The 19718-nt window shown below is 72.3% G+C and carries 24 protein-coding genes and 1 tRNA gene; 14 read left to right on the top strand and 11 right to left on the bottom strand.

Annotation, left to right across the window (positions count from 1 at the left end):
• Position 1: 1 nt before the first annotated feature.
• The 4 genes from QM788_RS07900 to QM788_RS07885 form a co-directional block, all read right to left on the bottom strand.
• Complete coding sequence (locus QM788_RS07900) at positions 2-1252, bottom strand: D-amino acid dehydrogenase (RefSeq protein ID WP_415660938.1); 1251 nt, start codon at positions 1250-1252, stop codon at positions 2-4.
• 91 nt (positions 1253-1343) lie between these two features.
• Entirely contained in the window at positions 1344-2537 is a 1194-nt protein-coding gene (locus QM788_RS07895; RefSeq protein WP_415660937.1) for an aromatic amino acid transaminase, read from the bottom strand.
• A 73-nt stretch (positions 2538-2610) separates the two neighbouring features.
• A complete protein-coding gene (locus QM788_RS07890) occupies positions 2611-2862 on the bottom strand; it encodes a DUF1993 family protein (RefSeq protein ID WP_415660936.1) in 252 nt (83 codons plus the stop codon).
• A complete protein-coding gene (locus QM788_RS07885; protein WP_415660935.1) occupies positions 2859-3350 on the bottom strand; it encodes a glutathione peroxidase in 492 nt (163 codons plus the stop codon). Before QM788_RS07885 ends, QM788_RS07890 begins: the two co-directional genes overlap by 4 nt.
• 132 nt (positions 3351-3482) lie before the next feature.
• Here QM788_RS07885 and QM788_RS07880 point away from each other — a divergent pair, with 132 nt between their 5' ends.
• On the top strand, positions 3483-4436 hold the full coding sequence (locus tag QM788_RS07880) for a hypothetical protein (protein WP_415660934.1): 954 nt from the start codon (positions 3483-3485) through the stop codon (positions 4434-4436).
• Between the two features lie 89 nt (positions 4437-4525).
• Here the strand turns inward: QM788_RS07880 and lplT are convergent, their stop codons facing one another.
• Positions 4526-5818, bottom strand: a complete 1293-nt coding sequence (lplT, locus tag QM788_RS07875) for a lysophospholipid transporter LplT (RefSeq protein WP_415660933.1) — start codon at positions 5816-5818, stop codon at positions 4526-4528.
• 127 nt (positions 5819-5945) lie between these two features.
• Here lplT and alr point away from each other — a divergent pair, with 127 nt between their 5' ends.
• From alr to arfB, 3 genes are read left to right on the top strand one after another with little or no spacing between them, the layout of a single operon-like run.
• The gene (gene alr, locus QM788_RS07870) at positions 5946-7058 is read left to right on the top strand and encodes an alanine racemase (RefSeq protein WP_415660932.1); all 1113 of its coding nucleotides are present in this window, start codon (positions 5946-5948) and stop codon (positions 7056-7058) included.
• A 36-nt stretch (positions 7059-7094) separates the two neighbouring features.
• Entirely contained in the window at positions 7095-7358 is a 264-nt protein-coding gene (locus QM788_RS07865) for a GlsB/YeaQ/YmgE family stress response membrane protein (protein ID WP_415660931.1), read from the top strand.
• Between the two features lie 2 nt (positions 7359-7360).
• On the top strand, positions 7361-7765 hold the full coding sequence (gene arfB / locus QM788_RS07860; RefSeq protein WP_415660930.1) for an alternative ribosome rescue aminoacyl-tRNA hydrolase ArfB: 405 nt from the start codon (positions 7361-7363) through the stop codon (positions 7763-7765).
• Here the strand turns inward: arfB and tet are convergent.
• Positions 7734-8930: a Tet(A)/Tet(B)/Tet(C) family tetracycline efflux MFS transporter gene (tet, locus tag QM788_RS07855; RefSeq protein ID WP_415660929.1), complete on the bottom strand. Its 1197-nt coding sequence runs from the start codon at positions 8928-8930 to the stop codon at positions 7734-7736. The two genes, arfB and tet, sit on opposite strands and share 32 nt — an antisense overlap.
• A gap of 42 nt (positions 8931-8972) precedes the next feature.
• Between tet and QM788_RS07850 the strand changes: the two genes are divergently transcribed.
• Complete coding sequence (locus tag QM788_RS07850) at positions 8973-9635, top strand: TetR/AcrR family transcriptional regulator C-terminal domain-containing protein (protein WP_415660928.1); 663 nt, start codon at positions 8973-8975, stop codon at positions 9633-9635.
• On the opposite strand, the gene QM788_RS07845 is transcribed toward QM788_RS07850, so the two are convergent.
• Both QM788_RS07845 and QM788_RS07840 read right to left on the bottom strand, forming a co-directional pair.
• Positions 9601-10506: a DMT family transporter gene (locus tag QM788_RS07845; RefSeq protein WP_415660927.1), complete on the bottom strand. Its 906-nt coding sequence runs from the start codon at positions 10504-10506 to the stop codon at positions 9601-9603. The genes QM788_RS07850 and QM788_RS07845 overlap by 35 nt on opposite strands.
• Positions 10506-11138: a LysE family transporter gene (locus tag QM788_RS07840; RefSeq protein WP_415661170.1), complete on the bottom strand. Its 633-nt coding sequence runs from the start codon at positions 11136-11138 to the stop codon at positions 10506-10508. Before QM788_RS07840 ends, QM788_RS07845 begins: the two co-directional genes overlap by 1 nt.
• Before the next feature lie 61 nt (positions 11139-11199).
• On the opposite strand from QM788_RS07840, the gene radA reads away from it, so the two are divergent.
• From radA to QM788_RS07800, 8 genes are all read left to right on the top strand, one after another.
• Complete coding sequence (radA, locus tag QM788_RS07835) at positions 11200-12564, top strand: DNA repair protein RadA (RefSeq protein ID WP_415660926.1); 1365 nt, start codon at positions 11200-11202, stop codon at positions 12562-12564.
• Positions 12565-12617: 53 nt separating this feature from the next.
• The gene (locus QM788_RS07830) at positions 12618-13049 is read left to right on the top strand and encodes a hypothetical protein (RefSeq protein ID WP_415660925.1); all 432 of its coding nucleotides are present in this window, start codon (positions 12618-12620) and stop codon (positions 13047-13049) included.
• A gap of 108 nt (positions 13050-13157) precedes the next feature.
• Complete coding sequence (locus QM788_RS07825; RefSeq protein ID WP_415660924.1) at positions 13158-13544, top strand: hypothetical protein; 387 nt, start codon at positions 13158-13160, stop codon at positions 13542-13544.
• Between the two features lie 36 nt (positions 13545-13580).
• A complete protein-coding gene (locus tag QM788_RS07820; protein WP_415660923.1) occupies positions 13581-14513 on the top strand; it encodes a branched-chain amino acid transaminase in 933 nt (310 codons plus the stop codon).
• A 175-nt stretch (positions 14514-14688) separates the two neighbouring features.
• The gene (locus tag QM788_RS07815; RefSeq protein WP_415660922.1) at positions 14689-14904 is read left to right on the top strand and encodes a zinc-finger domain-containing protein; all 216 of its coding nucleotides are present in this window, start codon (positions 14689-14691) and stop codon (positions 14902-14904) included.
• A 14-nt stretch (positions 14905-14918) separates the two neighbouring features.
• Positions 14919-15362, top strand: coding sequence for a YybH family protein (locus tag QM788_RS07810; RefSeq protein WP_415660921.1), 444 nt, complete (start codon positions 14919-14921; stop codon positions 15360-15362).
• A gap of 11 nt (positions 15363-15373) precedes the next feature.
• Positions 15374-16339, top strand: coding sequence for a YheT family hydrolase (locus QM788_RS07805; RefSeq protein ID WP_415660920.1), 966 nt, complete (start codon positions 15374-15376; stop codon positions 16337-16339).
• 15 nt (positions 16340-16354) lie between these two features.
• Positions 16355-16870 carry a DUF2946 family protein gene (locus QM788_RS07800; protein ID WP_415660919.1) on the top strand — a complete coding sequence of 172 codons (516 nt, stop codon included), beginning with the start codon at positions 16355-16357 and terminating at the stop codon, positions 16868-16870.
• A gap of 71 nt (positions 16871-16941) precedes the next feature.
• On the opposite strand, the gene QM788_RS07795 is transcribed toward QM788_RS07800, so the two are convergent.
• Positions 16942-17487, bottom strand: coding sequence for a c-type cytochrome (locus tag QM788_RS07795; protein WP_415660918.1), 546 nt, complete (start codon positions 17485-17487; stop codon positions 16942-16944).
• Between the two features lie 146 nt (positions 17488-17633).
• Between QM788_RS07795 and QM788_RS07790 the strand changes: the two genes are divergently transcribed.
• A tRNA-Arg gene (locus tag QM788_RS07790) sits at positions 17634-17709 on the top strand.
• Positions 17710-17805: 96 nt separating this feature from the next.
• Here QM788_RS07790 and QM788_RS07785 read toward each other — a convergent pair.
• Positions 17806-18903 (bottom strand): porin, encoded by a 1098-nt coding sequence (locus QM788_RS07785; RefSeq protein ID WP_415660917.1) that lies wholly within the window; start codon positions 18901-18903, stop codon positions 17806-17808.
• Between the two features lie 55 nt (positions 18904-18958).
• The gene (locus QM788_RS07780) at positions 18959-19708 is read right to left on the bottom strand and encodes an Asp/Glu racemase (protein WP_415660916.1); all 750 of its coding nucleotides are present in this window, start codon (positions 19706-19708) and stop codon (positions 18959-18961) included.
• Positions 19709-19718 lie beyond the last annotated feature (10 nt).

Here is a 19718-nt window from a genome sequence, read left to right as displayed (position 1 = left end):
GTCACAGGCTCAGGCCGTCCAGCGGCAAGGGGCTGGCGCGGCCGGACACCAGTTCGGCCACGATGTCGGCGGTGGCGAACGAGAAGGTGAAGCCCAGCGCGCCATGGCCCACGTTCAGCCACAGCCCCGGCACGCCGCAGGCGCCGAGGATGGGCGCGCCGCCGGGCGTGGCCGGGCGCAGGCCCGCCCAGGGCGTGGCGCGGTCGTAGTCCGCCGCGTGCGGGAAGGTGGCGCGCACGCTGCGCTGCAGCGAGGCCAGCCGGCCGGTGTCCAGGCGGGTGTCGTCGCCCACCAGGTCCACCATCGCGGCCACGCGCAGTTCGTTGCCGATCCGGGCGTAGAGGATCTTCTTCTCGAAGTCGGTCACGCTGACCTCGGGCGGCCGGTGGCCGCCGGCGATGGGCGCGGTGAGGCTGTAGCCCTTCAGCGGGTACAGCGGCAGCGCCACGCCGACGCCCGCCGCCAGCGCACGGCTGTGCAGGCCGGCGGCGAGCACGACGGCATCGGCCGGCACCTCGCCCGCCGGAGTGCGCACGCCCGCCACCGCGCCGCCCGGGCCGGCGAGGAAGCCGTCGGCCTGGGCGTCCAGCCGGCCGGTGAAGCGGGGGTGGGCCTGCAGCCGCGCGAACAGCGCCTGGCAGAAGGCGTGGCAGTCGGCCACCGCCTCGCCGGGCGTGAAGATGCCGCCGGCCAGCGCGGCCTCGGTGTCGGCGAGCGCGGGCTCCAGGGCCACGCAGTCGCGCGGCGACAGCGCCTGCTCGACGCCGCCGTCCTGCGCACGGACGCGCGCGGCCACGCGGGCGAACTCGGCCGGCTGGCGGTAGACGACCAGCTTGCCCGGCGCGCGCAGCGCGATGCTGTCGCCCAGCGCGGCCTCGGCCTGCAGCCGCGCGAACGCGGCCTGGCTGTAGGCGCCCAGCGCCAGCAGCCGTTCGGTGGCGCGCCGGTTGACCGGGCCGCGGCAGTTGCGCAGGAAGGCGATCAGCCAGGACCACTGCGCCCAGCGCGCCTCGGGCTTGAAGCGCAGCGGGCCGTCCGGGTCGAGCAGCCAGCGCAGCGCCTTCTGCGGCACGCCGGCATCGGCCAGCGGCGACACGTAGCGGTAGCTGAGCTGCCCGCCGTTGGCCCGGCTCGCGCCCTGGGCCACGGCGCCGCCGCGCTCGACCAGCGTCACCGCATGGCCGCGCTCCAGCAGCGCCCAGGCGGTGGTGAGGCCCACCACGCCGCCGCCGATCACCACGCAATGCTTCATCCTGTCCCTGGCTCTTGTTGCTGCCGGGCAGGGTAAAGAGGCGCGTCAGCCGCTGCCAATGAAAGCGGCGGCGGCTGCCATAACCATGGGTTCAGGCGAGCACGGCCGCCATCGCCTCGGCGGTGGCCTCGACGTTGCGCGTGTTCAGCCCGGCCACGCACATGCGGCCGGAGCGCAGGATGTAGACGCCGAAGTCGGTCTTCAGCCGCTCGGCCTGCTCCGGCGTCAGGCCGGTGTAGCTGAACATGCCGCGCTGCGTCAGGAAGTAGCCGAAGTCGCGGCCCGGCAGCTTGGCCGCGAGCACGTCGTGCAACTGCCGGCGCATCGCCTGGATGCGGCCGCGCATGCCGGCCACCTCGGCCTCCCACATCGCGCGCAGCGCCGGGTCGGTCAGCACCTTGGCGACGACCTGGCCGCCGTGCAGCGGCGGGTTGGAGTAGTTGCGGCGGATCATGAACTTCAGCTGGCCCAGCACCAGCGCGGCCTGCGCGGCGTCGGGGCAGACCACGCTGAGCGCGCCGCAGCGCTCGCCGTACAGGCTCATGCTCTTGGAGAAGCTGTTGGCGATCAGGAAGGGCAGGCCCTCGTCGGCCAGCAGGCGCGGTGCGAAGGCGTCTTCCTCCAGGCCGTCGCCATAGCCCTGGTAGGCCAGGTCCAGGAAGGGCAGCAGGCCGCGCTCGCGGATGACGGGCACGAGCGCGCGCCACTGGTCCTGCGTCAGGTCCACGCCGGTCGGGTTGTGGCAGCAGGCGTGCAGCACGACGATGCTGCGCGCGGGCAGCTGCCTGAAGTGCGCCAGCAGCTCGTCGAAGCGCAGGCCGCCGGTGGCCGGGTCGTAGTACGGGTAGTTCTCGCACACATGGCCGGAGCCCTCGAACACCGCGCGGTGGTTGTCCCAGGTCGGGTCGGAGAGGTGGATCCTGCTGTCGGGGAAGTAGCGCTTCAGGAAGTCCGCGCCAACCTTGAGGCCGCCGCTGGAGCCGACGCCCTGGATGGTGGCGATGCGGCCGGCCGCGAGGGCCGGGTGGGCGGCCCCGAACAGCAGCGCCTGCACGGCGCCGCGGAAGTTGGCCGCGCCCTCCATCGGCAGGTAGGGCCGCGCGCCGGCCGCCTCGACGACGGCCAGCTCGGCCGCGCGCACCGAGGGCAGCATCGGGATGCGGCCGTCGTCGTCGAAATAGATGCCGATGGACAGGTTGATCTTGCCGGCGCGCGGGTCTTTCTGGAACGCCTCGTTGAGGCTCAGGATGGGGTCGCCGGCGTAGGCATCGACGTGCTGGAACATGGGGCTGGGCTCCTTGGAAGAGCCGGGATTATCCGAGCCAGGCGACCCAGCGGCCGTGCCCGTCAGCAGCCCCTCAATCGACGGTGTACACCGGCGGGCCTTCGAAGTCGGCCTTGCCGACGCGCGCCCCGCAAGCCCGCAGCAGGGCATGGATCATGGCCAGATGGAAGTAGGCGTTCGGGGTCACGTAGCGATCGACGAAGGCCGACGCCAGGAATCGACGCCGATGTCCCACCCGCTCGACAACGATGGGATCGCCGTTGCGCAAGTGGCGCTCGGCGGGCGTGGCGATGGCGAGGGCCAGAGCACCGCCTGCCTCGCTCAACCCGCCTTCAACGCCGCCTCGATGTCACCGCGCAGCTTCTCCGGCGCGTCGTTGGGCGCGTAGCGCTTGAGCACCTGGCCGTCGCGGCCGACGAGGAACTTCGTGAAGTTCCACTTGATCGCCTCGGTGCCAAGGAAGCCGGGCTTCTCGCGCTTCAGGAACTGCCACAGCGGGTGGGCCTCGGCGCCGTTGACCTTGACCTTCTCCATCATCGGGAAGCTGACGCCGTAGTTCATCTCGCAGAAGGACGCGATCTGGTCGTTGCTGCCCGGGTCCTGGCCGCCGAACTCGTTGCTCGGGAAGCCGATGACGACGAGGCCGCGCGGGCCGTAGTCCTGCCACAGCTGCTCCAGGCCCTTGAACTGCGGCGTGAAGCCGCATTCGCTGGCGGTGTTGACGATGAGCAGCACCTTGCCCCGCTGGGTGGCGAGGTCGGCGGGCTCGCCGTGGATGGCGGTGGCGTGGAAGTCGAAGACGCTGTCGCTCATGGGCTTCTCCCTAGAAAAGCGGCGCCGAAGCGGGCGCCGGGTGCTTGAGGGTTTGTAGCATGGCGCCGGCCGCGCGGCTGGCCTTCCAATCGCGCGGACTTCACACGCCGCCCCTCTGACCCACCCACGTTCATGGACCATCTGGCTTGCTTCACCCCGGCCGACCTGGGCCGCGCAACCCCGCCCGAGCTCGGCGCCTTCCGCTGGAAGCTGCTGGCCCAGGGCGATTCGTGGTTCTCGAACGCGCGCGCCAAGCTCAACGCCCACGCGAACCTGCTGCAGGAGCTGGTCTTCAAGGGCCGCGCCGCGGCGGTGAACTGCGCCGGCACGGGCAATGCGCTCTCGCACTTGGTGGACCTGGCATCCAGCCCCGACTTCGTGCAGCTGCTCGCCGGCCCCGGCGCCCCGGCCTGGGACGGCGTGCTGCTGTCCATGGGCGGCAACGACCTGATCGCCGCCGCGCGCACCCCGGCGCTGGACGGCGCCGGCCAGCCCATCCCGCTGGAGCTGCGCCTGCTGCGCCGCCAGACGGAATGGGGGCCGCCGTCGGCCGGCGTGGCGCGCTATTTCTCCGAGCCCGGCTGGGCCACGTATGCCGGCTACCTGCGCACCAACGTCAAGCACCTGCTGTCGCTGCGCGACCAGGGACCGTCGGCGGGCAAGCCGGTGTTCATGCACTGCTACGCCGTGCCCATGCCGCGCCCGGCCGGCGCCGAGAGCAACGACGACCTGGGCGCCGCCAGCGGCCCCTGGCTGTACCCGGCGATGAAGGCCTACGGCGTGCCCGCCGCCGACTGGGCGGCCGTGAGCCGGCTGATGGTGTTCCACCTCGCGCAGCTGCTCAAGGACATGGCGGCGGACAAGGAGGGCTTCCCCGGCCTGTTCGTGTTCGACTCCACCGCCGTGCCGCTGGCGCTGGCCGCGCCGGGCTCCACCGGCATCAGCGGCGACTGGCACAACGAGATCCACCTGAACCACAGCGGCTGCTTCAAGATCGCCCGCGCGTGGAGCGAGGCCATCGAGATGGTGCTGGAGGGCCGGCACCTGATCCAGCCGGCGCCCGGCCGCAAGGGCCGGAAGAGCTAGCCCACCCCCTCAAGGGGGCACTCCCGGCGGACCGGCGGAGCCGGATCCGTGGGAGTCACTGGGGAACGGGCGATGCCCGGCCTCTTCTCTTATCTGTCGACGGGCTTCAGGTCGTCCGAGCGGGCCACGTCCAGCAGGTGCTCGACCTCTTCCCGGTGCTCGCGCAGGTTGCGCTGGTGCCAGCGCTTGATCCACCACATCGTGCCGGCCACGACGACGCCGAAGATGGTGATCGCGCCGAAGGCCGACAGGCCGAAGCGCGTCATCGCCGTGTAGAACGCGCCCAGGCCCAGGATGCAGGCCTGCTCGTTGAAGTTCTGCACCGCGATGCTGCGGCCGGCGCCCATCAGGTTGTGGCCGCGGTGCTGCAGCAGCGCGTTCATCGGCACCACCAGGTAGCCGCCGATGCCGCCCAGCAGCACCAGGAAGGGCGCGGCGATCCAGACGTTGTGGATGAAGTTCATCGCGATCACCAGCAGGCCCATCGCGATGCCCAGCGGGATGACCGAGGTGGCGCGGTCCAGCCGGCAGTACACCGACGCCACCACCGCCCCCACCGCCGTGCCGATGGCGACCACGCCCACCAGCGACGACGCCTGCTGCGTGCCGTAGCCCAGCGCCGCGGCGGCCCAGGCCAGCACGATGTAGCGCAGGTTGCCGCTGACGCCCCAGAACAGCGTGGTGGTGGACAGCGAGATCTGGCCCAGCTTGTCCTGCCACAGCCGGCTGTTGCAGGTCGAGAAGTCGCGCACCAGGCCGACCAGGCCGTGCGCCAGCGGCTGCAGCGGCGCCTCGGTGCGCGGGATGCGCAGGTTGAACAGCGCCGCGACGACGTACAGCCCCACCAGGCTGGCGATGGCCGCCTCGGGCGCGGTGTCGATGCCGGTGTCGATCAGTGGCAGGTCCACCGCCAGCAGCAGCGTGGAGAGGCGGTCGCCGATCAGCTGGCCGCCCAGCAGCACGCCGAGGATGATGGACGCGATGGTCAGGCCCTCGATCCAACCGTTGGCCTTGACGAGCTGCGACGGCGGCAGCAGCTCGGTCAGGATGCCGTACTTGGCCGGCGAGTAGGCCGCCGCCCCCAGGCCGACGATGGCGTAGGCCGCCAGCGGGTGGGTGCCGAACAGCATCATCAGGCAGCCCACGACCTTGATGCTGTTCGAGAAGAACATCACCCGGCCCTTGGGCACCGCGTCGGCGAAGGCGCCGACGAAGGGCGCGAGCACGACGTAGAAGAGCGCGAACATCGGCACCAGGGCCGCGCCCTGCCAGTCGGCCGAGCCGGAGGTGCGCAGCAGCTCCACCGCGGCGACGAACAGCGCGTTATCAGCCAGCGAGCTGAAGAACTGCGCCGACATGATGGTGTAGAAGCCGCGTTTCATCGACCGGAGTGCGATCCTGACAGGGGAGCCAAAAGCAAAAAAGCCGACGAGCGAGCGGGCGGCGGCGGTTTATAGCACGCGCCCCCGGCCGGCCCCGGGGCGCCGTCCTGCCCGCAAAATACGGCGCATGCCCCGCCCGATCGAAGCCCTCGTCCACACCGGCGCCCTCGCGCACAACCTCGCCCGCGCCCGCGCCCAGGCCCCCAACGCCCGCGTCTGGGCGGTCGTCAAGGCCAATGCCTACGGCCACGGCATCGAGCGCGCCTACCCGGGCCTGCGCGCGGCCGACGGCTTCGCCTGCATCGACCTGGCCGAGGCCGAGCGGCTGCGCGCGCTGGACTGGCGCGGCCCCGTCCTGCTGCTGGAAGGCGTGTTCGAGCCGCGCGACCTGGAGCTGTGCTCGCGCCTCAAGCTCTGGCACGCGGTGCACTGCGAGCAGCAGATCGACTGGCTGGCCATGCACAAGACGCACGAGCCGCACCGCGTGTTCCTGAAGCTGAACTCGGGCATGAACCGCCTCGGCTTCGCGCCGGCCGCCTTCCGCGCCGCCTACGCGCGGCTGCAGGCGCTGCCGCAGGTGGACGAGATCGCGCTGATGACGCATTTCTCCGACGCCGACGCGCTGCGCCAGGGCGCCGACGGCATCGCCCACCAGCTGGCCGCCTTCGGGGCCGCGACCGACGGCCTGGCCGGCGAGCGCTCCATCGCCAACAGCGCCGCGACGCTGCGCCATGCCGGCCGCACCGCGCTGGACTGGGTGCGCGCCGGCATCCTGTGCTACGGCGGCGTGCCGGATTTCCCCGAGCACGACGCCGCCCACTGGGGCCTGCGCCCGGCGATGACGCTGCGCTCCAAGATCATCGGCGTGCAGCAACTGCAGCCCGGCGACACGGTGGGCTACGGCAGCGCCTACACCGCCGAGCGCGCCACGCGGGTGGGCATCGTCGCCTGCGGCTACGCCGACGGCTACCCGCGCCACGCGCCCACCGGCACGCCGGTGCTGGTGGACGGCGCCCGGACGCGCACGCTGGGCCGGGTCAGCATGGACATGCTGGCCGTGGACCTGAGCGCCCTGCCCGGCAGCGGCTTTGGCAGCGAGGTGACGCTGTGGGGCGAAGGCCCCGCCGTGGGCGGCCAGGCCACCCGCCTCCCCATCGACGCGGTGGCCTGCGCCGCCGGCACCATCGGCTACGAGCTGATGTGCGCCGTGGCGCCGCGGGTGCCCGTCACCCATACTTGAGCCCTTTCCACACCTTTCCTCCCAGGAGAAACCACCATGATGCAACTGCTCGGTACCCTCATCGTCGGCCTGATCGTCGGCGCGCTCGCCCGCTTCGTGATGCCCGGCGAACAGAAGATGGGCTGGATCCTGACCAGCCTGCTGGGCATCGCCGGCAGCTTCGTCGCCGGCTTCGTGGGCCAGCAGTTCGGCTGGTACCACGTCGGCGAAGGCGCCGGCTGGATCGCCTCGGTGCTGGGCGCCGTGGTGCTGCTGTTCATCGTCGGCAAGCTGCGCGGCATCGGCGGCAGCTCCAGCTGAGCATGGCGCTGCGCTGGCAGCCGCCGGCGGCGGAGCTGGACTTCAGCGCCATCCGCGCCAGCGGCCCCGGCGGCCAGAACGTCAACAAGGTCAGCAGCGCGGCCCACCTGCGCTTCGACATCCGCGCCTCCAGCCTGCCCGAGGCCGTGAAGGCGCGGCTGCTGGCCTGGCCCGACCAGCGCATCAGCGCCGACGGCGTCGTCGTCATCAAGGCGCAGGACTCGCGGAGCCTGGACCGCAACCGCGCGGACGCGGTGGCCCGGCTCCTCGAACTCGTGCAGGCCGCTGCCCACGTGCCCAAGGCGCGGCGCGCGACGAAGCCGACCTACGGCTCGCAGCAGCGCCGGCTGGAAGGCAAGGCCAAACGCAGCGGCATCAAGGCGGCGCGGCGCGCGCCCTGCGACTGAACAGCAGCGGCAACGCCAGCAGATAGACCACGGCCGCCACCCCCCACACCGCACCCGGCCAGGCGTGCTGCGTCGCCGCGAAGCCCGCCGTGGCGGCCAGCGGCCCGGCGATGCCGATCAGGCTGTTCAGGCTCGCCAACGTGCCCTGCAGCTCGCCCTGGTGCCGCTCGTCCACCTGCCGCGCCAGCAGCGCCTGCAGGGCCGGCAGCGCCAACCCGCCGGCCGCGAACAGCGGCAGCAGCGCGAACGGCATCCAGCCCGCCACGGCCACGCCCATGCCGGCGAAGCCCAGGCCGTCCGCCGCCATGCCCGCCAGCAGCGCGCGACGCTCGCCCAGGCGCGCCACCATCGGCCCGGTGACGAAGGCCTGCGAGGCCGCGTGCAGCGCGCCATAGCAGGCCAGCGACAGGCCGGCCACCCAGGCGCTCCAGCCGAAGCGCTCCTGGCCGTAGAGGACCCACAGCGAGCCCGGCACCTGCGACACCAAGGCGACGACCGCGAACACGCCCACCAGCGGCAGCAGCGGCGGCCGGCCGCTCAGGCGGTGCAGCGCCGAGAAGGCGTTCAGCTTGGCCCAGGCCAGCCGCGCCGTGCGGTGCCGGTTGGACTCGGGCAGCGCCACCCAGGCCAGCGCCAGGTTCAGCGCATTCATGACGGCCGCCGCGACGAAGGGCGCGCGCAGCGACCATTCGCCCAGCACGCCGCCGATCAGCGGCCCGGCGACGAAGCCCAGGCCCAGCGCCGCGCCCATCTGGCCGTAGCGCTTGGCGCGCTCGGGCTCGGGCGTCACGTCGGTGATGTAGGCCGTGCCGACGGCCATGCTCGCGCCGGTGATGCCCGACAGCACGCGGCCGACGTAGAGCCAGGCCAGGCTGGGCGCGAGCGCCATCAGCACATAGTCCGCCGCCGCGCCGGCCAGCGACGCCAGCAGCACCGGCCGGCGGCCGAAGCGGTCGCTGAGTGCCCCCAGCACCGGCGCGAACAGGAACTGCATCGCCGCATAGACGGCCAGCAGCGCACCGTAGTGCCGGCTGGTGGCGTCGGCACCGGCCAGCTCGCGCAGCAGGCCCGGCAGGATGGGCAGCACCAGGCTCATGCCCACGGCGTCCAGCAGCAGCGTCATCAGGATGACGGTCAGCGCCCGGTTCGGCTTGTTCTCTATCATTGCTAGAGATTGTGCCCGACACTCCCTATCACCGATCAAGTCATGGCTTCATCCGACCGCGCCCCCCGGCTCAACCGCGACGACGTGCTGCGCGCCGCGCTGGCGCTGCTGAACGAGGTCGGCATCGACGCGCTCAGCACGCGCAAGCTGGCCGAGCGGCTGGGCGTGCAGTCGCCCACGCTGTACTGGCACTTCAAGAACAAGGCGGCGCTGCTGGACGCGATGTCGGCCGCCGTGATGCTGGAAAGCCGCGCGCGGGACACGCCCGCACCGGGCGAGCGCTGGCAGGATTGGCTGCTGGCCGACGGCCTGAGCTTCCGCAGCGCGCTGCTGGCCTGCCGCGACGGCGCCCGGCTGCACGCCGGCACCCGGCCGGGCGAGGCGCAACGCGCGTCCATCGAAGCCCGGCTGGGGCGGCTGTGCGCCGCCGGCTTCGCGCCCGGGCCGGCCACGCTGCTGCTGATGTCGGTGGGCCGCTTCGTCGTCGGCTGGGTGCTGGAGGAGCAGGCCTCCCGGCAGCCCGGCGCGCCGCCCTCCGCCACCCTCGCCGGGCCGGACGCCGCCCACCACCCGCTGCTGGCCGCCGGCTGGGCGGCCACGGTGGGCGGCGATGCCGACGCGGTGTTCGAGCGCGCGCTGCGGCAGCTGCTGGACGGCGCCGAGGCGCAACTCAATGCCGCGCGCGCGTCGCGGCCAGCAGGCTGACCAGGCACAGCCCCATGCCCGCCAGCGCCAGCGGCGTCGCCCGCCAGCCCTCCAGCGCGGCCGACACCATCAGCGCGATGACCGGCACCATCACCCCTACCAGCGCCGCCTGCGCCGGCCCCCGGCGCTCCGCCAGCCGGTAGTACAGCGTGAACGCGACGACGGAGCCGAACACCGCCAGGTACAGCAGGCTGGCCAGGTAGCGGGGCGACCCGTCGAACGCCAGGCCGCGGCCGCTCGCCAGCGACAGGCCCAGCAGGAACACCGCGCCATAGCCCATGCCCCACGCCAGCACCGGCAGCAGCGGCAGGCCGCGGCGCTGCAGCGCCAGCGTGAAGAAGCCGCCCACGCACGCCGCCACCACGGCGGCCAGGCTCAGGCCCAGCCCCAGCAGCGCCCCCGGCCGCGCGCCGCTGGCGGCGATCTCGGGCCAGAAGATCAGCGCCACGCCCAGCACCGCGCCGCTGGACGCCGCCAGGAAGCGCCGGCTGACTGGCAGCCGCCACAGCACCCAGGCGGCCAGGGCGTTCATGAACACCAGCAGGCAGAACAGCACCGCCACCAGGCCGCTGGGCACGTGGCGCTCGGCCTCGTACACCGCCCAGTAGTTGCCGGCGTACTGGATCACGCCGGTGGCCAGCGCATAGGCGTGCGCATAGCGCGGCAGCCTCAGCGGCAGGCCCTGCCAGCGCGCCAGGCCGGCCAGCAGCAGCGCCGCGATCAGGAAGCGCCAGCCCACCGACGCCAGCACCGGCACCGGGGACGCGAGCTGGTACAGGATGACGTGCCAGGTGCTGGCCCAGATCAGCACCGGGGCCAGGAACAGGACCCAGGTGGGCAGCCCCCGGGACGGGCGCTCGCCGCCCGCCATCAGGCGGCGCGCTTGAACGTGGCCAGCAGCGCGCCGGCCGCGACGAACAGCGTGCCGAACGCGCGGTTCAGCGCCCTGATGTGGCGCTCGTGCTTCAGCGCCGCCAGCACGCGCGCGGCCAGCGCCGTGTAGCCGGCCATGACCACCAGGTCCGTGAACGCCAGCGTGCCGCCGATGGCGAGGTACTGCGGCGCCAGCGGCGCGCGCAGGTCCAGGAACTGCGGCACCACGGCCAGCAGGAAGACCGTGCCCTTGGGGTTCACCGCGTTGATGCCCCAGCCGCGCAGCACCAGTTGCCGGCGCGTGACCTGCGCGGCGCCGCCGCCGTCCGCCGCTGCCAGCGGCCGGGCCGGCGCGCGCCACTGCTGCACGCCCAGGTAGACCAGGTAGGCCACGCCCACCCACTTGACGATGGCGAAGCCCAGCGACGAGGTGGCGATCAGCGCGCCCAGGCCGGCGCCGACCAGCGCCACCTGCGTGACGATGCCCAGCACGAGGCCGAAGGTCATGCAGTAGCCGCGCCGGAAGCCGTGCGACAGCCCCGCGCCCATCGCCGCCACGGCGCCCGCGCCGGGCGACAGGCTGATGGCCCAGGAGGCCGCGAAATAGGCCAACCACACCGAGAACTCCATCACTGGCTCCGTCGAGAACACGCTGGGCGGGGAGTGTCCCATGCGGTCCGACAATGGCCGCATGGCCACCAGCAAAAGCATCTACACCTGCGCCGAATGCGGCGGCACCAGCCCCAGGTGGCTGGGCAAGTGCCCGCACTGCGGCGCCTGGAACACGCTGACCGAGACCGCCGCCGAGCCCGCGGGCGGCGGCAGGAACCGCTACCAGGCGCTGGCCAAGAGCCAACCGGTGGCGACGCTCTCCGAGATCGAGGCCAGCGACTTCGAGCGCACGCCCACCGGCCAGGAGGAGCTGGACCGGGTGCTCGGCGGCGGCATCGTCGCCGGCGGCGTGGTGCTGATCGGCGGCGACCCGGGCATCGGCAAATCGACGCTGCTGCTGCAGGCGGTGGAGTCGCTGTCGCAGACCGTGAAAGTGCTCTACGTGACCGGCGAGGAAAGCGGCGCGCAGGTGGCGATGCGCTCGCGGCGCCTCGGCCTGGCCGGCGACAAGGTGCGCGTGCTGGCCGAGATCAACCTCGAAAAAATCCTCGCCACCCTCGACGCGGAGCAGCCCGGCTTCTGCGTCATCGACTCCATCCAGACGCTGTACTCCGAGCAGCTGTCGTCGGCGCCCGGCTCGGTGGCCCAGGTGCGCGAATGCGCCGCGCAGCTCACGCGCACGGCCAAGGCGCGCGGCTGTGCGATGGTGCTGGTCGGCCACGTCACCAAGGAAGGCGCGCTGGCCGGCCCGCGCGTGCTGGAGCACATCGTCGACACGGTGCTGTATTTCGAGGGCGACACGCACAGCAGCTTCCGCCTGGTGCGCGCGATCAAGAACCGCTTCGGCGCGGTCAACGAGATCGGCGTGTTCGCGATGACGGAGAAGGGCCTGAAGGGCGTGGCCAACCCGAGCGCGATCTTCCTGTCCACGCACGCCGAGCCGGTGCCGGGCTCGTGCGTGCTCGTCACGCTGGAGGGCACGCGGCCGCTGCTGGTGGAGCTGCAGGCGCTGGTGGACAGCGGCGGCGTGAGCCCGCGGCGGCTTTCCGTCGGCCTGGACCGCGACCGGCTGGCCATGCTGCTGGCCGTGCTGCACCGGCATGCGGGCGTGGCGACGGGCGACCAGGACGTGTTCGTCAACGCGGTGGGCGGCGTGCGCATCAGCGAGCCGGCGGCCGATTTGGCGGTGCTGCTGGCGATCCAGAGCTCGCTGCGCGGCCGGGCCTTGCCCCGCGGCTTCATCGCCTTCGGCGAGATCGGCCTGGCCGGCGAGGTGCGCCCCGCGCCGCGCGGCCAGGAGCGGCTGAAGGAGGCGGCCAAGCTGGGCTTCAGCGTCGCCGTCGTGCCCAAGGCGAATGCGCCGAAGAAACCGATCGAGGGGCTGACCATCCACGCGATCGAGCGCGTGGAGCAGGCCATCGAGGTGCTGCGCGGGCTGGCCTGACGCGCCGCGCCAACTCTGCTTACGATGGCGCCTCGCATTGGAGGAGCCCCGCCATGTCCGATCCCGCCGACCTCAGGCAGCACGCCCGCACCGACTTCCTCGCCGCCCAGCACGATGCCGACTCCCTGCCCGGCTGGGTGTTCAAGCCGGTGCGCTTCAGCCGCGGCCCGGCCGGCCTGGTGCTGAACATGAGCGACGGCGGCCTGCAGGTGCTGACCAGCGCCGCCGAGCCGCTGGCGGACGGCAAGTACGAGGTCGTGCTGCTGCTGGGCCACTCGGACGCGCAGGCGGACGACGAGCAGGTGTCGTGGTTCAACGGCCTGGTCGAGCGCAAGTGGTCGCGCCCGGTGCCGCGCATGGGCATCCTGCACGGCCTGTGCTTCACCGCGCGCAACTCCACGGCCGAGCAGTTCCTGGCCGGCCACCGGGCCGCGCTGGAGGCCGGCCACTGGGTGCGCTGCGTGCTGCTGCAGGCGCCGGACTGAGCCGGCCATGGCAGGATGCGCGCCCATGAGCGCCCTGCCCGAACCTCCGTACGACGCCGTCACCGTCACCAGCCGGCGCACGCCGTCCCGGCGCCCCGGGGAGGCCGCATGAACGCCTGGCTGGGCGCGCTGCTGGCCGCGGCGGCGCTGGTGGCCGGCGGCGCCTTCTTCGGCTGGAAGGGGGTGGTGTTCGCGACGACCGGCATCGTCTTCTGGCTGCTGCTGCAGATGAGCCGGCTGCTGCGGCTGATGCAGAAGGCCGGCGCGGCGCCCATGGGCTCGGTGCAAAGCGCCGCCATGCTGAACAGCCGGCTGCACGCGGGCATGAAGCTGGTGGAGCTGATCACGCTGACCGGCAGCCTCGGCCACAAGCAGGCCGAGGACACCTACCTGTGGCGCGACCCCGGCGGCGACGCGGTGGAGGTGGTGCTACGCAAAGGCAGGCTCGCCGAATGGCGCCTGCAGCGGGCGGCCGGCGACGGGCCGGCTCCGTAAAATCGCCGCTTCACCTTTTCAGCCCTGGAGTACCCGATGGTTCCCGCCCCCCTGCACGACCGCGACGGCAAGATCTGGATGGACGGCGAGCTCGTCGACTGGCGCGACGCCAAGGTCCACGTGCTGACCCACACGCTGCACTACGGCTGCGGCGCCTTCGAGGGCGTGCGCGCCTACGACACGGCCGGCGGCACCGCCATCTTCCGGCTGCAGGAGCACACGCAGCGCCTGTTCAACAGCGCCAAGATCCTGCGCATGAAGATCCCCTTCTCGATGGAGCAGGTGAACGACGCGCAGCGCGAGGTGCTCCGGGCCAACGGCCTGAAGAGCGCCTACCTGCGCCCGCTGGCGTGGCTGGGCTCCGAGAAGCTGGGCGTCAGCCCCAAGGGCAACCGCGTCCACCTGATGGTGGCGGCCTGGCACTGGGGCGCCTACCTGGGCGAGGAGGGGCTCAAGCGCGGCATCCGCGTCAAGACCAGCTCGTACACGCGCCACCACGTCAACATCACGATGACGCAGGCCAAAACGGTGTCCAACTACACCAACTCCATCCTCGCCAACATGGAGGCGACGGACGACGGCTACGACGAGGCGCTGCTGCTGGACGCTGCCGGCTTCGTCTCCGAGGGCGCGGGCGAGAACCTGTTCGTCGTCAAGAACGGCGTGGTCTACACGCCCGACCTGTCGGCCGGCGCGCTCAACGGCATCACGCGCAACACCATCTTCGCGATCTGCCAGGACCTGGGCCTGAAGCTGGTGGAGAAGCGCATCACCCGCGACGAGGTCTACATCTGCGACGAGGCCTTCTTCACCGGCACCGCCGCCGAGGTGACGCCCATCCGCGAGCTGGACCGCATCGAGATCGGCGCGGGCTCGCGCGGCCCCGTCACGGAAAAAATCCAGTCGGCCTTCTTCGACATCGTCAATGGCCGCAACCCCAAGTACGCCGAGTGGCTGACGTCAGTTTGACCCCTCGCCCAGTCTCGCGTCGCTGCACGCGCGCGAGTCTGGCCGGTCCCCCGGGGGGACGGCGACGCGTTCGGCATTGGGCCGAACGCACGTCGCCAGCACGGGCCGGCTTGGGAGCGGCCCGGCGCTCGGCCCGCAAAATTCGCGCCGCGAAACGGACCATTGAGAGAACGCCATGAGCACCACCATCCAAGCCCCCGCCACCGTCGAAGTCACCGCCCAGGACTGCAACGACAACGGCACCGTCTTCTGCCCCAACCCCCGCATGGCGCTGTGGAGCAACCACCCCAAGGTCTTCATCGACCTGAGCCACGACGGCCAGGGCCGGTGCCCCTACTGCGGCACGGCCTACAGGCTCAAGGCCGGCGAGGTCGTCGGCGGCCACCACTGACCCGCGCGGCCGACATGCCCCGCTCCCCCGCCCAGCAGGCCGCGCTGCTGGCCTCGCCCGACGACACCGAGGCCCAGTTCTACGAGGCCCTGCAGCACGCCGACCTGGACCGCCTGATGGCGCTGTGGGCCGACGAGGACGAGGTCGCCTGCGTCCACCCCGGCGGCCCGCGCATCGTCGGGCTGCCGGCCATCCGCGCCGCCTTCGAGGCCGTGTTCCAGCACGGCGCGGTCCACCTCCACCCGGAGCGCGTGCGCCGGCTGCACAGCGGCGACTGCGCCATCCACCACGTGCTGGAGCGGGTGCAGCTGCACGACGGCGGCAAGACCTCCTGGGTCATCGCCACCAACGTCTACCTGAAGACCGCGCTCGGCTGGCGCCTGGTGCTGCACCACGCCAGCCCCGGCAGCGCGGGCGACGTGCAGGAGCTCGTCGCGGACGCCGGCACGCTGCACTAGGAGCCCGGCGCATGCAGTACCGCGCCCCCCGCTGGCTGCCCGGCGGCCACGCCCAGACCATCTGGCCCGCGCTCTTCAGCCGCCGCCACGACGGCCCCGCCCCGGCCTGGACGCGCGAGCGCTGGGACACGCCGGACGGCGACTTCATCGACGTGGACTTCCTCGCCGGCGCACCGGCCGGCGCGCCGCTGCTGGTGCTCTTCCACGGGCTCGAAGGCGACCGCCACAGCCACTCCAGCATCGCCTTCGCCAGCGTCGCCCGCGCGCGCGGCTGGGCGATGGCGCTGCCGCACTTCCGCGGCTGCTCGGGCGAGCTCAACCGCGCGCCGCGCGCCTACCACTCGGGCGACTTCGAGGAGGTCGGCTGGATCCTGCAGCGCCTGCGCGAGCGCCACGGCGACCGGCTGCTCGCGGCCGGCGTGTCGCTGGGCGGCAATGCGCTGCTGCGCTGGGCCGAGGAAGCCGGCGCGCAGGCCGCGCCCGTGGCGCGCGCCGTGTGCGCCATCTGCTCGCCCATCGACCTCGCCGCCGCCGGCGCCGCCATCGACCGCGGCTTCAACAAGCAGGTCTACGCGCGCCGCTTCCTGCGCACCATGATCCCGAAGGCGCTGCGCAAACTGCAGCAGCATCCCGGCCTGTTCGACGGCGAGCGCCTGAGGCGCGCGTCCACCATCCACGAGTTCGACCACTTCTTCACCGCGCCGCTGCACGGCTTCAAGAGCGCCGACGACTACTGGGCCCGCGCCGCCGCCAAGCCCCACCTGCACCGCATCCGCATCCCGGCGCTGGTGCTGAACGCGCGCAACGACCCCTTCGTGCCCGGCCACAGCCTGCCGCACGCCGCCGAGGTGGGCGCGCACGTGACGCTGTGGCAGCCCGGCCATGGCGGCCACGTCGGCTTCGCCACCGGCGGCCTGCCCGGCCACCTGCTGACCATGCCCGAGCAGGTCTGCGACTGGCTCGGGCAACGGCGCTGACCCGGAAGGAGGCCGATGGACCCGATCGTCGAAGCCGCGCTGAAGAAATGGCCCCACGTGCCGCACTGCTACGGCTGGCTGGCGCTGGACGCGCGCGGCGACTGGTACATGCGCGACGAGCGCATCCAGCGCGCCGGCCCCTTCCCCGCCGTCAAGGGCAGCCGCATCGAGCACGACAAGCTGCTGGCCTTCATCGGTCGCAACTACGACGTGGACGCGCGCGGCGCCTGGTTCTTCCAGAACGGCCCGCAGCGCGTCTACGTCGAGCTGGAGGCCACGCCGTGGATCTGGCGGCTGCAGCCCGACGGCCGCGTGCTGAGCCACACCGGCCTCGAAGCCCAGGTCGCATCGACCTGGCTGGACGAAGCCGGCCGCCTCTACCTGCTCACCGACCTGGGCCCGGGCCTGGTGCACACGCTGGACATGGCGCTGGCCGCCGACGCGGTGGAGGCCGGCCGCTGGACCCCGCAGGACTGCCTCGCCGCCGAGCTGCCCACGCGCCACGGCTTCCAGCGCCGCCCGCAGCCCTGACCGGGACGGCCCCGGCGGCCGCAAAAAAGCCCGCACGCGGCGGGCCTGGCGGACAGCGCGGGGCGCCGGGCTCAGTTCGCGGCCGACGCGGCCGGGGCCGGCGCCTTGGGCTCGTCGAACTTGGCGCCGCCCTGGTTGGCCATGTAGACCACGGCGCGCTGGATCTCGAAGTCCGAGAAATCGCCGCCGCCCTGCGGGCCCATGCTGCCCTTGCCCCCGAGCGCGGAATGCAGCAGCGCCTCGACGCCGCTCTTGATGCGCGGCCCCCAGGCCGCCGCGTCGCCCAGCTTGGGCGCGCCCGCGGCGCCGGTGGCATGGCAGGCCGAGCACTGCGCCTGGAACACCTGCTCGCCGGTCTTCAGCGCGGTGGCGTCGTTCACGTCCTTCACCTCCACGCGGCCCACCGGCGCGATGCGCTCGGCCACCGCCAGGCCCTCCAGCGCGCCGGTGCCGGCGGCCGGCTTCACGGCGGTGCTCACGTAGTTGGCCAGCATGATGATGACGATCACCGGCACCACGAACGACAGGAACACCGCCCAGGCCAGTTGCTTGGGCGTCTTGATCGGGCCGGTGTGGGCGTCGTCGTCGTGGGGATGCTCGTGGCTGGTGGCGCTCATGGATTCCTCTTGGCAACCTTGTCGGTCTTCTCGGGCTCTCTGGGGCATGCGCGCCCTGGCGCACACCACGAAAAAACCGCTGAATTATGGCACCCGTCCCGCCGCCTCCCGGCAGGTGGAACCCCGCTGTTAGAATCTGCGGCTTCGCGCCCGTAGCTCAATGGATAGAGTACTGCCCTCCGAAGGCAGGGGTTGCTGGTTCGATCCCAGCCGGGCGCGCCAACCGGCGCTGGCCGCAAGTCCTTGCCCCACGAGGAACTCGTGGGAGCCCAGGCCCTGGGACCGAAGTTCGTCCCTCCCCCCCAAGAAGCCCTCTCGTCAGAAGCTGTGCCTGACGCCCAGCATCACGCCCGATTGCGCCGCGCCGGCGGCGGGGTTGCTGCCCGGCGCTCCCGCGCTGACGGACAGCGCGAGGCTGCCGTCGTTGGCGATGTGTCCGGCCGTCGCATACACCTGGCTGCGCTTGGACAGCAGGTAGGACAGGCGCAGCGCGCCCAGCGTGGCCTTGTTCCCGCTGCCCTTGAACGACAGGCGGAACAGCTCCGCATCCAGGGTCAGGGCGCCGGTCAGCGACTGCGTCACGCCGAGGTACCAGAGGTCGCTGCGAGAGGTCGCCGCGCTGCCTTCGTTGCGGCGGCGGATCACGCCGCCCGCCAGCGTGGTCGAGCTGACCTTGTAATAGCCATTGGCCGAGACGCGCCGGTCGCTCAATGCGGAAGCCGTGAGCCCGCCGAAGGCGCCGGGGCCGCCGCGCAGCTCGTCCACCGCGATCGCCAGCCCCCACGTCGCCGCGTCGTACTTGAGCAGCGCCGACCATTCGCGGCAGGCGCGCGCATCGGACGCGCGTTCGCCGGCGCAGTTCGTCCCCGCGGGGCTGGGGCCGGCGTTGACGGCATCCCGGCCCAGGCTGAACGTGGCGCCGACGGTCAGGCCGCTGAAGGTGCCGCGGTAGGCGATCGAGTTGTCGGCGCGGGCGTTCGGGATGTAGCTGTCCAGCGACGAGGAGCTGTAGATGCCCGGCCCGAGGATGTCGGCGTTGAGCAGCGACCAGAACAGCATCGTGTACTGGCGGCCAAAGCTCAGCGTTCCCCAGCGCTTGCTGCTCAGGCCGACGTGGGCCATGCGCCCGAAGGCCCGGCCGCCCTGGCCGAGCACGCCGCCATCCGCGAGCAGGCCCTGCTCGAGCACGAACACCGCGCTGAGGCCGTCGCCAAGGTCTTCGCTGCCGCGAAAGCCCAGCCGTGAGGGCATGGCGCCGGTCTGCCCCGGCATGCGCTTGAGGCCCGCCCCGGCGGCGCCGACATGGCTGACGTACTCGACGCCGGTGTCGAGCAGGCCGTAGATCGAGACGCTCTGCGCCCGTGCATTCGAGTTCGCGAGCGCGAGCAGCGCCGTGGCCATCAGTGCAGCCTTCATGGGTCTTGTCTCCTGTGTTGTTGGAAGGGATTCAGCGGTGTGCCGGGCGGTCCGGCTATCGGGCGGCCAGCAGCGCGCCGGCGCCGGGCGATACCGGTTCGAGCCCGAGGTGGTCGAGCATCCGGCGCACGGTGCAGGCCGCGGTCGACACCGTGCGGATGCCGAGCATGTCCTCGATGCGCTGGATCGCCGGCAGCGAGGGCATCTGCACGCAGGCCGAGGCGACCACGACGTCGGCGCCCGCGGTGTCGAGCCGCTTGACGTCATGGAGCAGCTGCATCGGGTCCCGCCGGCCGACCTCGAGGTTGTCGGGGATCTCGAAGCAGATCGAGTCGATGACCTCGATGCCCTCGTGCTCGATGTATTTGACGACCAGGTCGGTCAGCGGCCGCATGTACGGCGCCATCAGCGAGATGCGCTTCGCGCCGAGCGTCTTGAGCCCGTCGACCAGCGCGCCGGCCGAGGTCATGACCGGCGCAAGCGACTGGTTGGCACGCGCGACGGCGGTCAGCTCGCGCTCGGTCTCGCGGTGGTAGCCCACGCCCATCGCCATGATCGCGACCAGGCAGGCCGTGCTCATCACGTCCACGCGGGCATCGGCCAGCTCCGCGGCGCAGCGCAGGCTCTCCTTGTTCATGGCTTCGAGCTCCTCCTTCGTCACCTTGTGCATGCGCATGCGGCTCGAATGGAAGGTGAAACGTTCGGGCCGGATCGCCTCGCGGGCGCGGAACATCGCGGGCACCTCGGTCTCCATCGTCGTGTTGGAACTGGGCACGATCTGCCCGATGCGGAAGGTTCTGGTCATGGGAGCCTCG

This window comes from Roseateles sp. (assembly GCF_047654785.1).
GTDB lineage: Bacteria > Pseudomonadota > Gammaproteobacteria > Burkholderiales > Burkholderiaceae_C > Pelomonas.
Note: the sequence above shows the minus strand (reverse complement) of the source record. Positions and strands in the feature narration are given on the sequence as shown.

Excerpts from the sequence above, each read along its gene's own strand:
- QM788_RS07795 (WP_415660918.1), bottom strand. The coding sequence starts at position 17,487 with ATGAGCGCCACCAGCCACGAGCATCCCCACGACGACGACGCCCACACC.
- QM788_RS07800 (WP_415660919.1), top strand. The coding sequence starts at position 16,355 with ATGGACCCGATCGTCGAAGCCGCGCTGAAGAAATGGCCCCACGTGCCG.
- QM788_RS07840 (WP_415661170.1), bottom strand. The coding sequence starts at position 11,138 with ATGGAGTTCTCGGTGTGGTTGGCCTATTTCGCGGCCTCCTGGGCCATC.
- lplT (WP_415660933.1), bottom strand. The coding sequence starts at position 5,818 with ATGAAACGCGGCTTCTACACCATCATGTCGGCGCAGTTCTTCAGCTCG.
- QM788_RS07865 (WP_415660931.1), top strand. The coding sequence starts at position 7,095 with ATGATGCAACTGCTCGGTACCCTCATCGTCGGCCTGATCGTCGGCGCG.
- QM788_RS07850 (WP_415660928.1), top strand. The coding sequence starts at position 8,973 with ATGGCTTCATCCGACCGCGCCCCCCGGCTCAACCGCGACGACGTGCTG.
- QM788_RS07785 (WP_415660917.1), bottom strand. The coding sequence starts at position 18,903 with ATGAAGGCTGCACTGATGGCCACGGCGCTGCTCGCGCTCGCGAACTCG.
- QM788_RS07900 (WP_415660938.1), bottom strand. The coding sequence starts at position 1,252 with ATGAAGCATTGCGTGGTGATCGGCGGCGGCGTGGTGGGCCTCACCACC.
- QM788_RS07845 (WP_415660927.1), bottom strand. The coding sequence starts at position 10,506 with ATGGCGGGCGGCGAGCGCCCGTCCCGGGGGCTGCCCACCTGGGTCCTG.
- QM788_RS07825 (WP_415660924.1), top strand. The coding sequence starts at position 13,158 with ATGAACGCCTGGCTGGGCGCGCTGCTGGCCGCGGCGGCGCTGGTGGCC.
- QM788_RS07810 (WP_415660921.1), top strand. The coding sequence starts at position 14,919 with ATGCCCCGCTCCCCCGCCCAGCAGGCCGCGCTGCTGGCCTCGCCCGAC.
- QM788_RS07830 (WP_415660925.1), top strand. The coding sequence starts at position 12,618 with ATGTCCGATCCCGCCGACCTCAGGCAGCACGCCCGCACCGACTTCCTC.
- QM788_RS07780 (WP_415660916.1), bottom strand. The coding sequence starts at position 19,708 with ATGACCAGAACCTTCCGCATCGGGCAGATCGTGCCCAGTTCCAACACG.
- QM788_RS07885 (WP_415660935.1), bottom strand. The coding sequence starts at position 3,350 with ATGAGCGACAGCGTCTTCGACTTCCACGCCACCGCCATCCACGGCGAG.
- arfB (WP_415660930.1), top strand. The coding sequence starts at position 7,361 with ATGGCGCTGCGCTGGCAGCCGCCGGCGGCGGAGCTGGACTTCAGCGCC.
- radA (WP_415660926.1), top strand. The coding sequence starts at position 11,200 with ATGGCCACCAGCAAAAGCATCTACACCTGCGCCGAATGCGGCGGCACC.
- QM788_RS07820 (WP_415660923.1), top strand. The coding sequence starts at position 13,581 with ATGGTTCCCGCCCCCCTGCACGACCGCGACGGCAAGATCTGGATGGAC.
- QM788_RS07895 (WP_415660937.1), bottom strand. The coding sequence starts at position 2,537 with ATGTTCCAGCACGTCGATGCCTACGCCGGCGACCCCATCCTGAGCCTC.
- QM788_RS07805 (WP_415660920.1), top strand. The coding sequence starts at position 15,374 with ATGCAGTACCGCGCCCCCCGCTGGCTGCCCGGCGGCCACGCCCAGACC.
- alr (WP_415660932.1), top strand. The coding sequence starts at position 5,946 with ATGCCCCGCCCGATCGAAGCCCTCGTCCACACCGGCGCCCTCGCGCAC.
- tet (WP_415660929.1), bottom strand. The coding sequence starts at position 8,930 with ATGATAGAGAACAAGCCGAACCGGGCGCTGACCGTCATCCTGATGACG.
- QM788_RS07815 (WP_415660922.1), top strand. The coding sequence starts at position 14,689 with ATGAGCACCACCATCCAAGCCCCCGCCACCGTCGAAGTCACCGCCCAG.
- QM788_RS07880 (WP_415660934.1), top strand. The coding sequence starts at position 3,483 with ATGGACCATCTGGCTTGCTTCACCCCGGCCGACCTGGGCCGCGCAACC.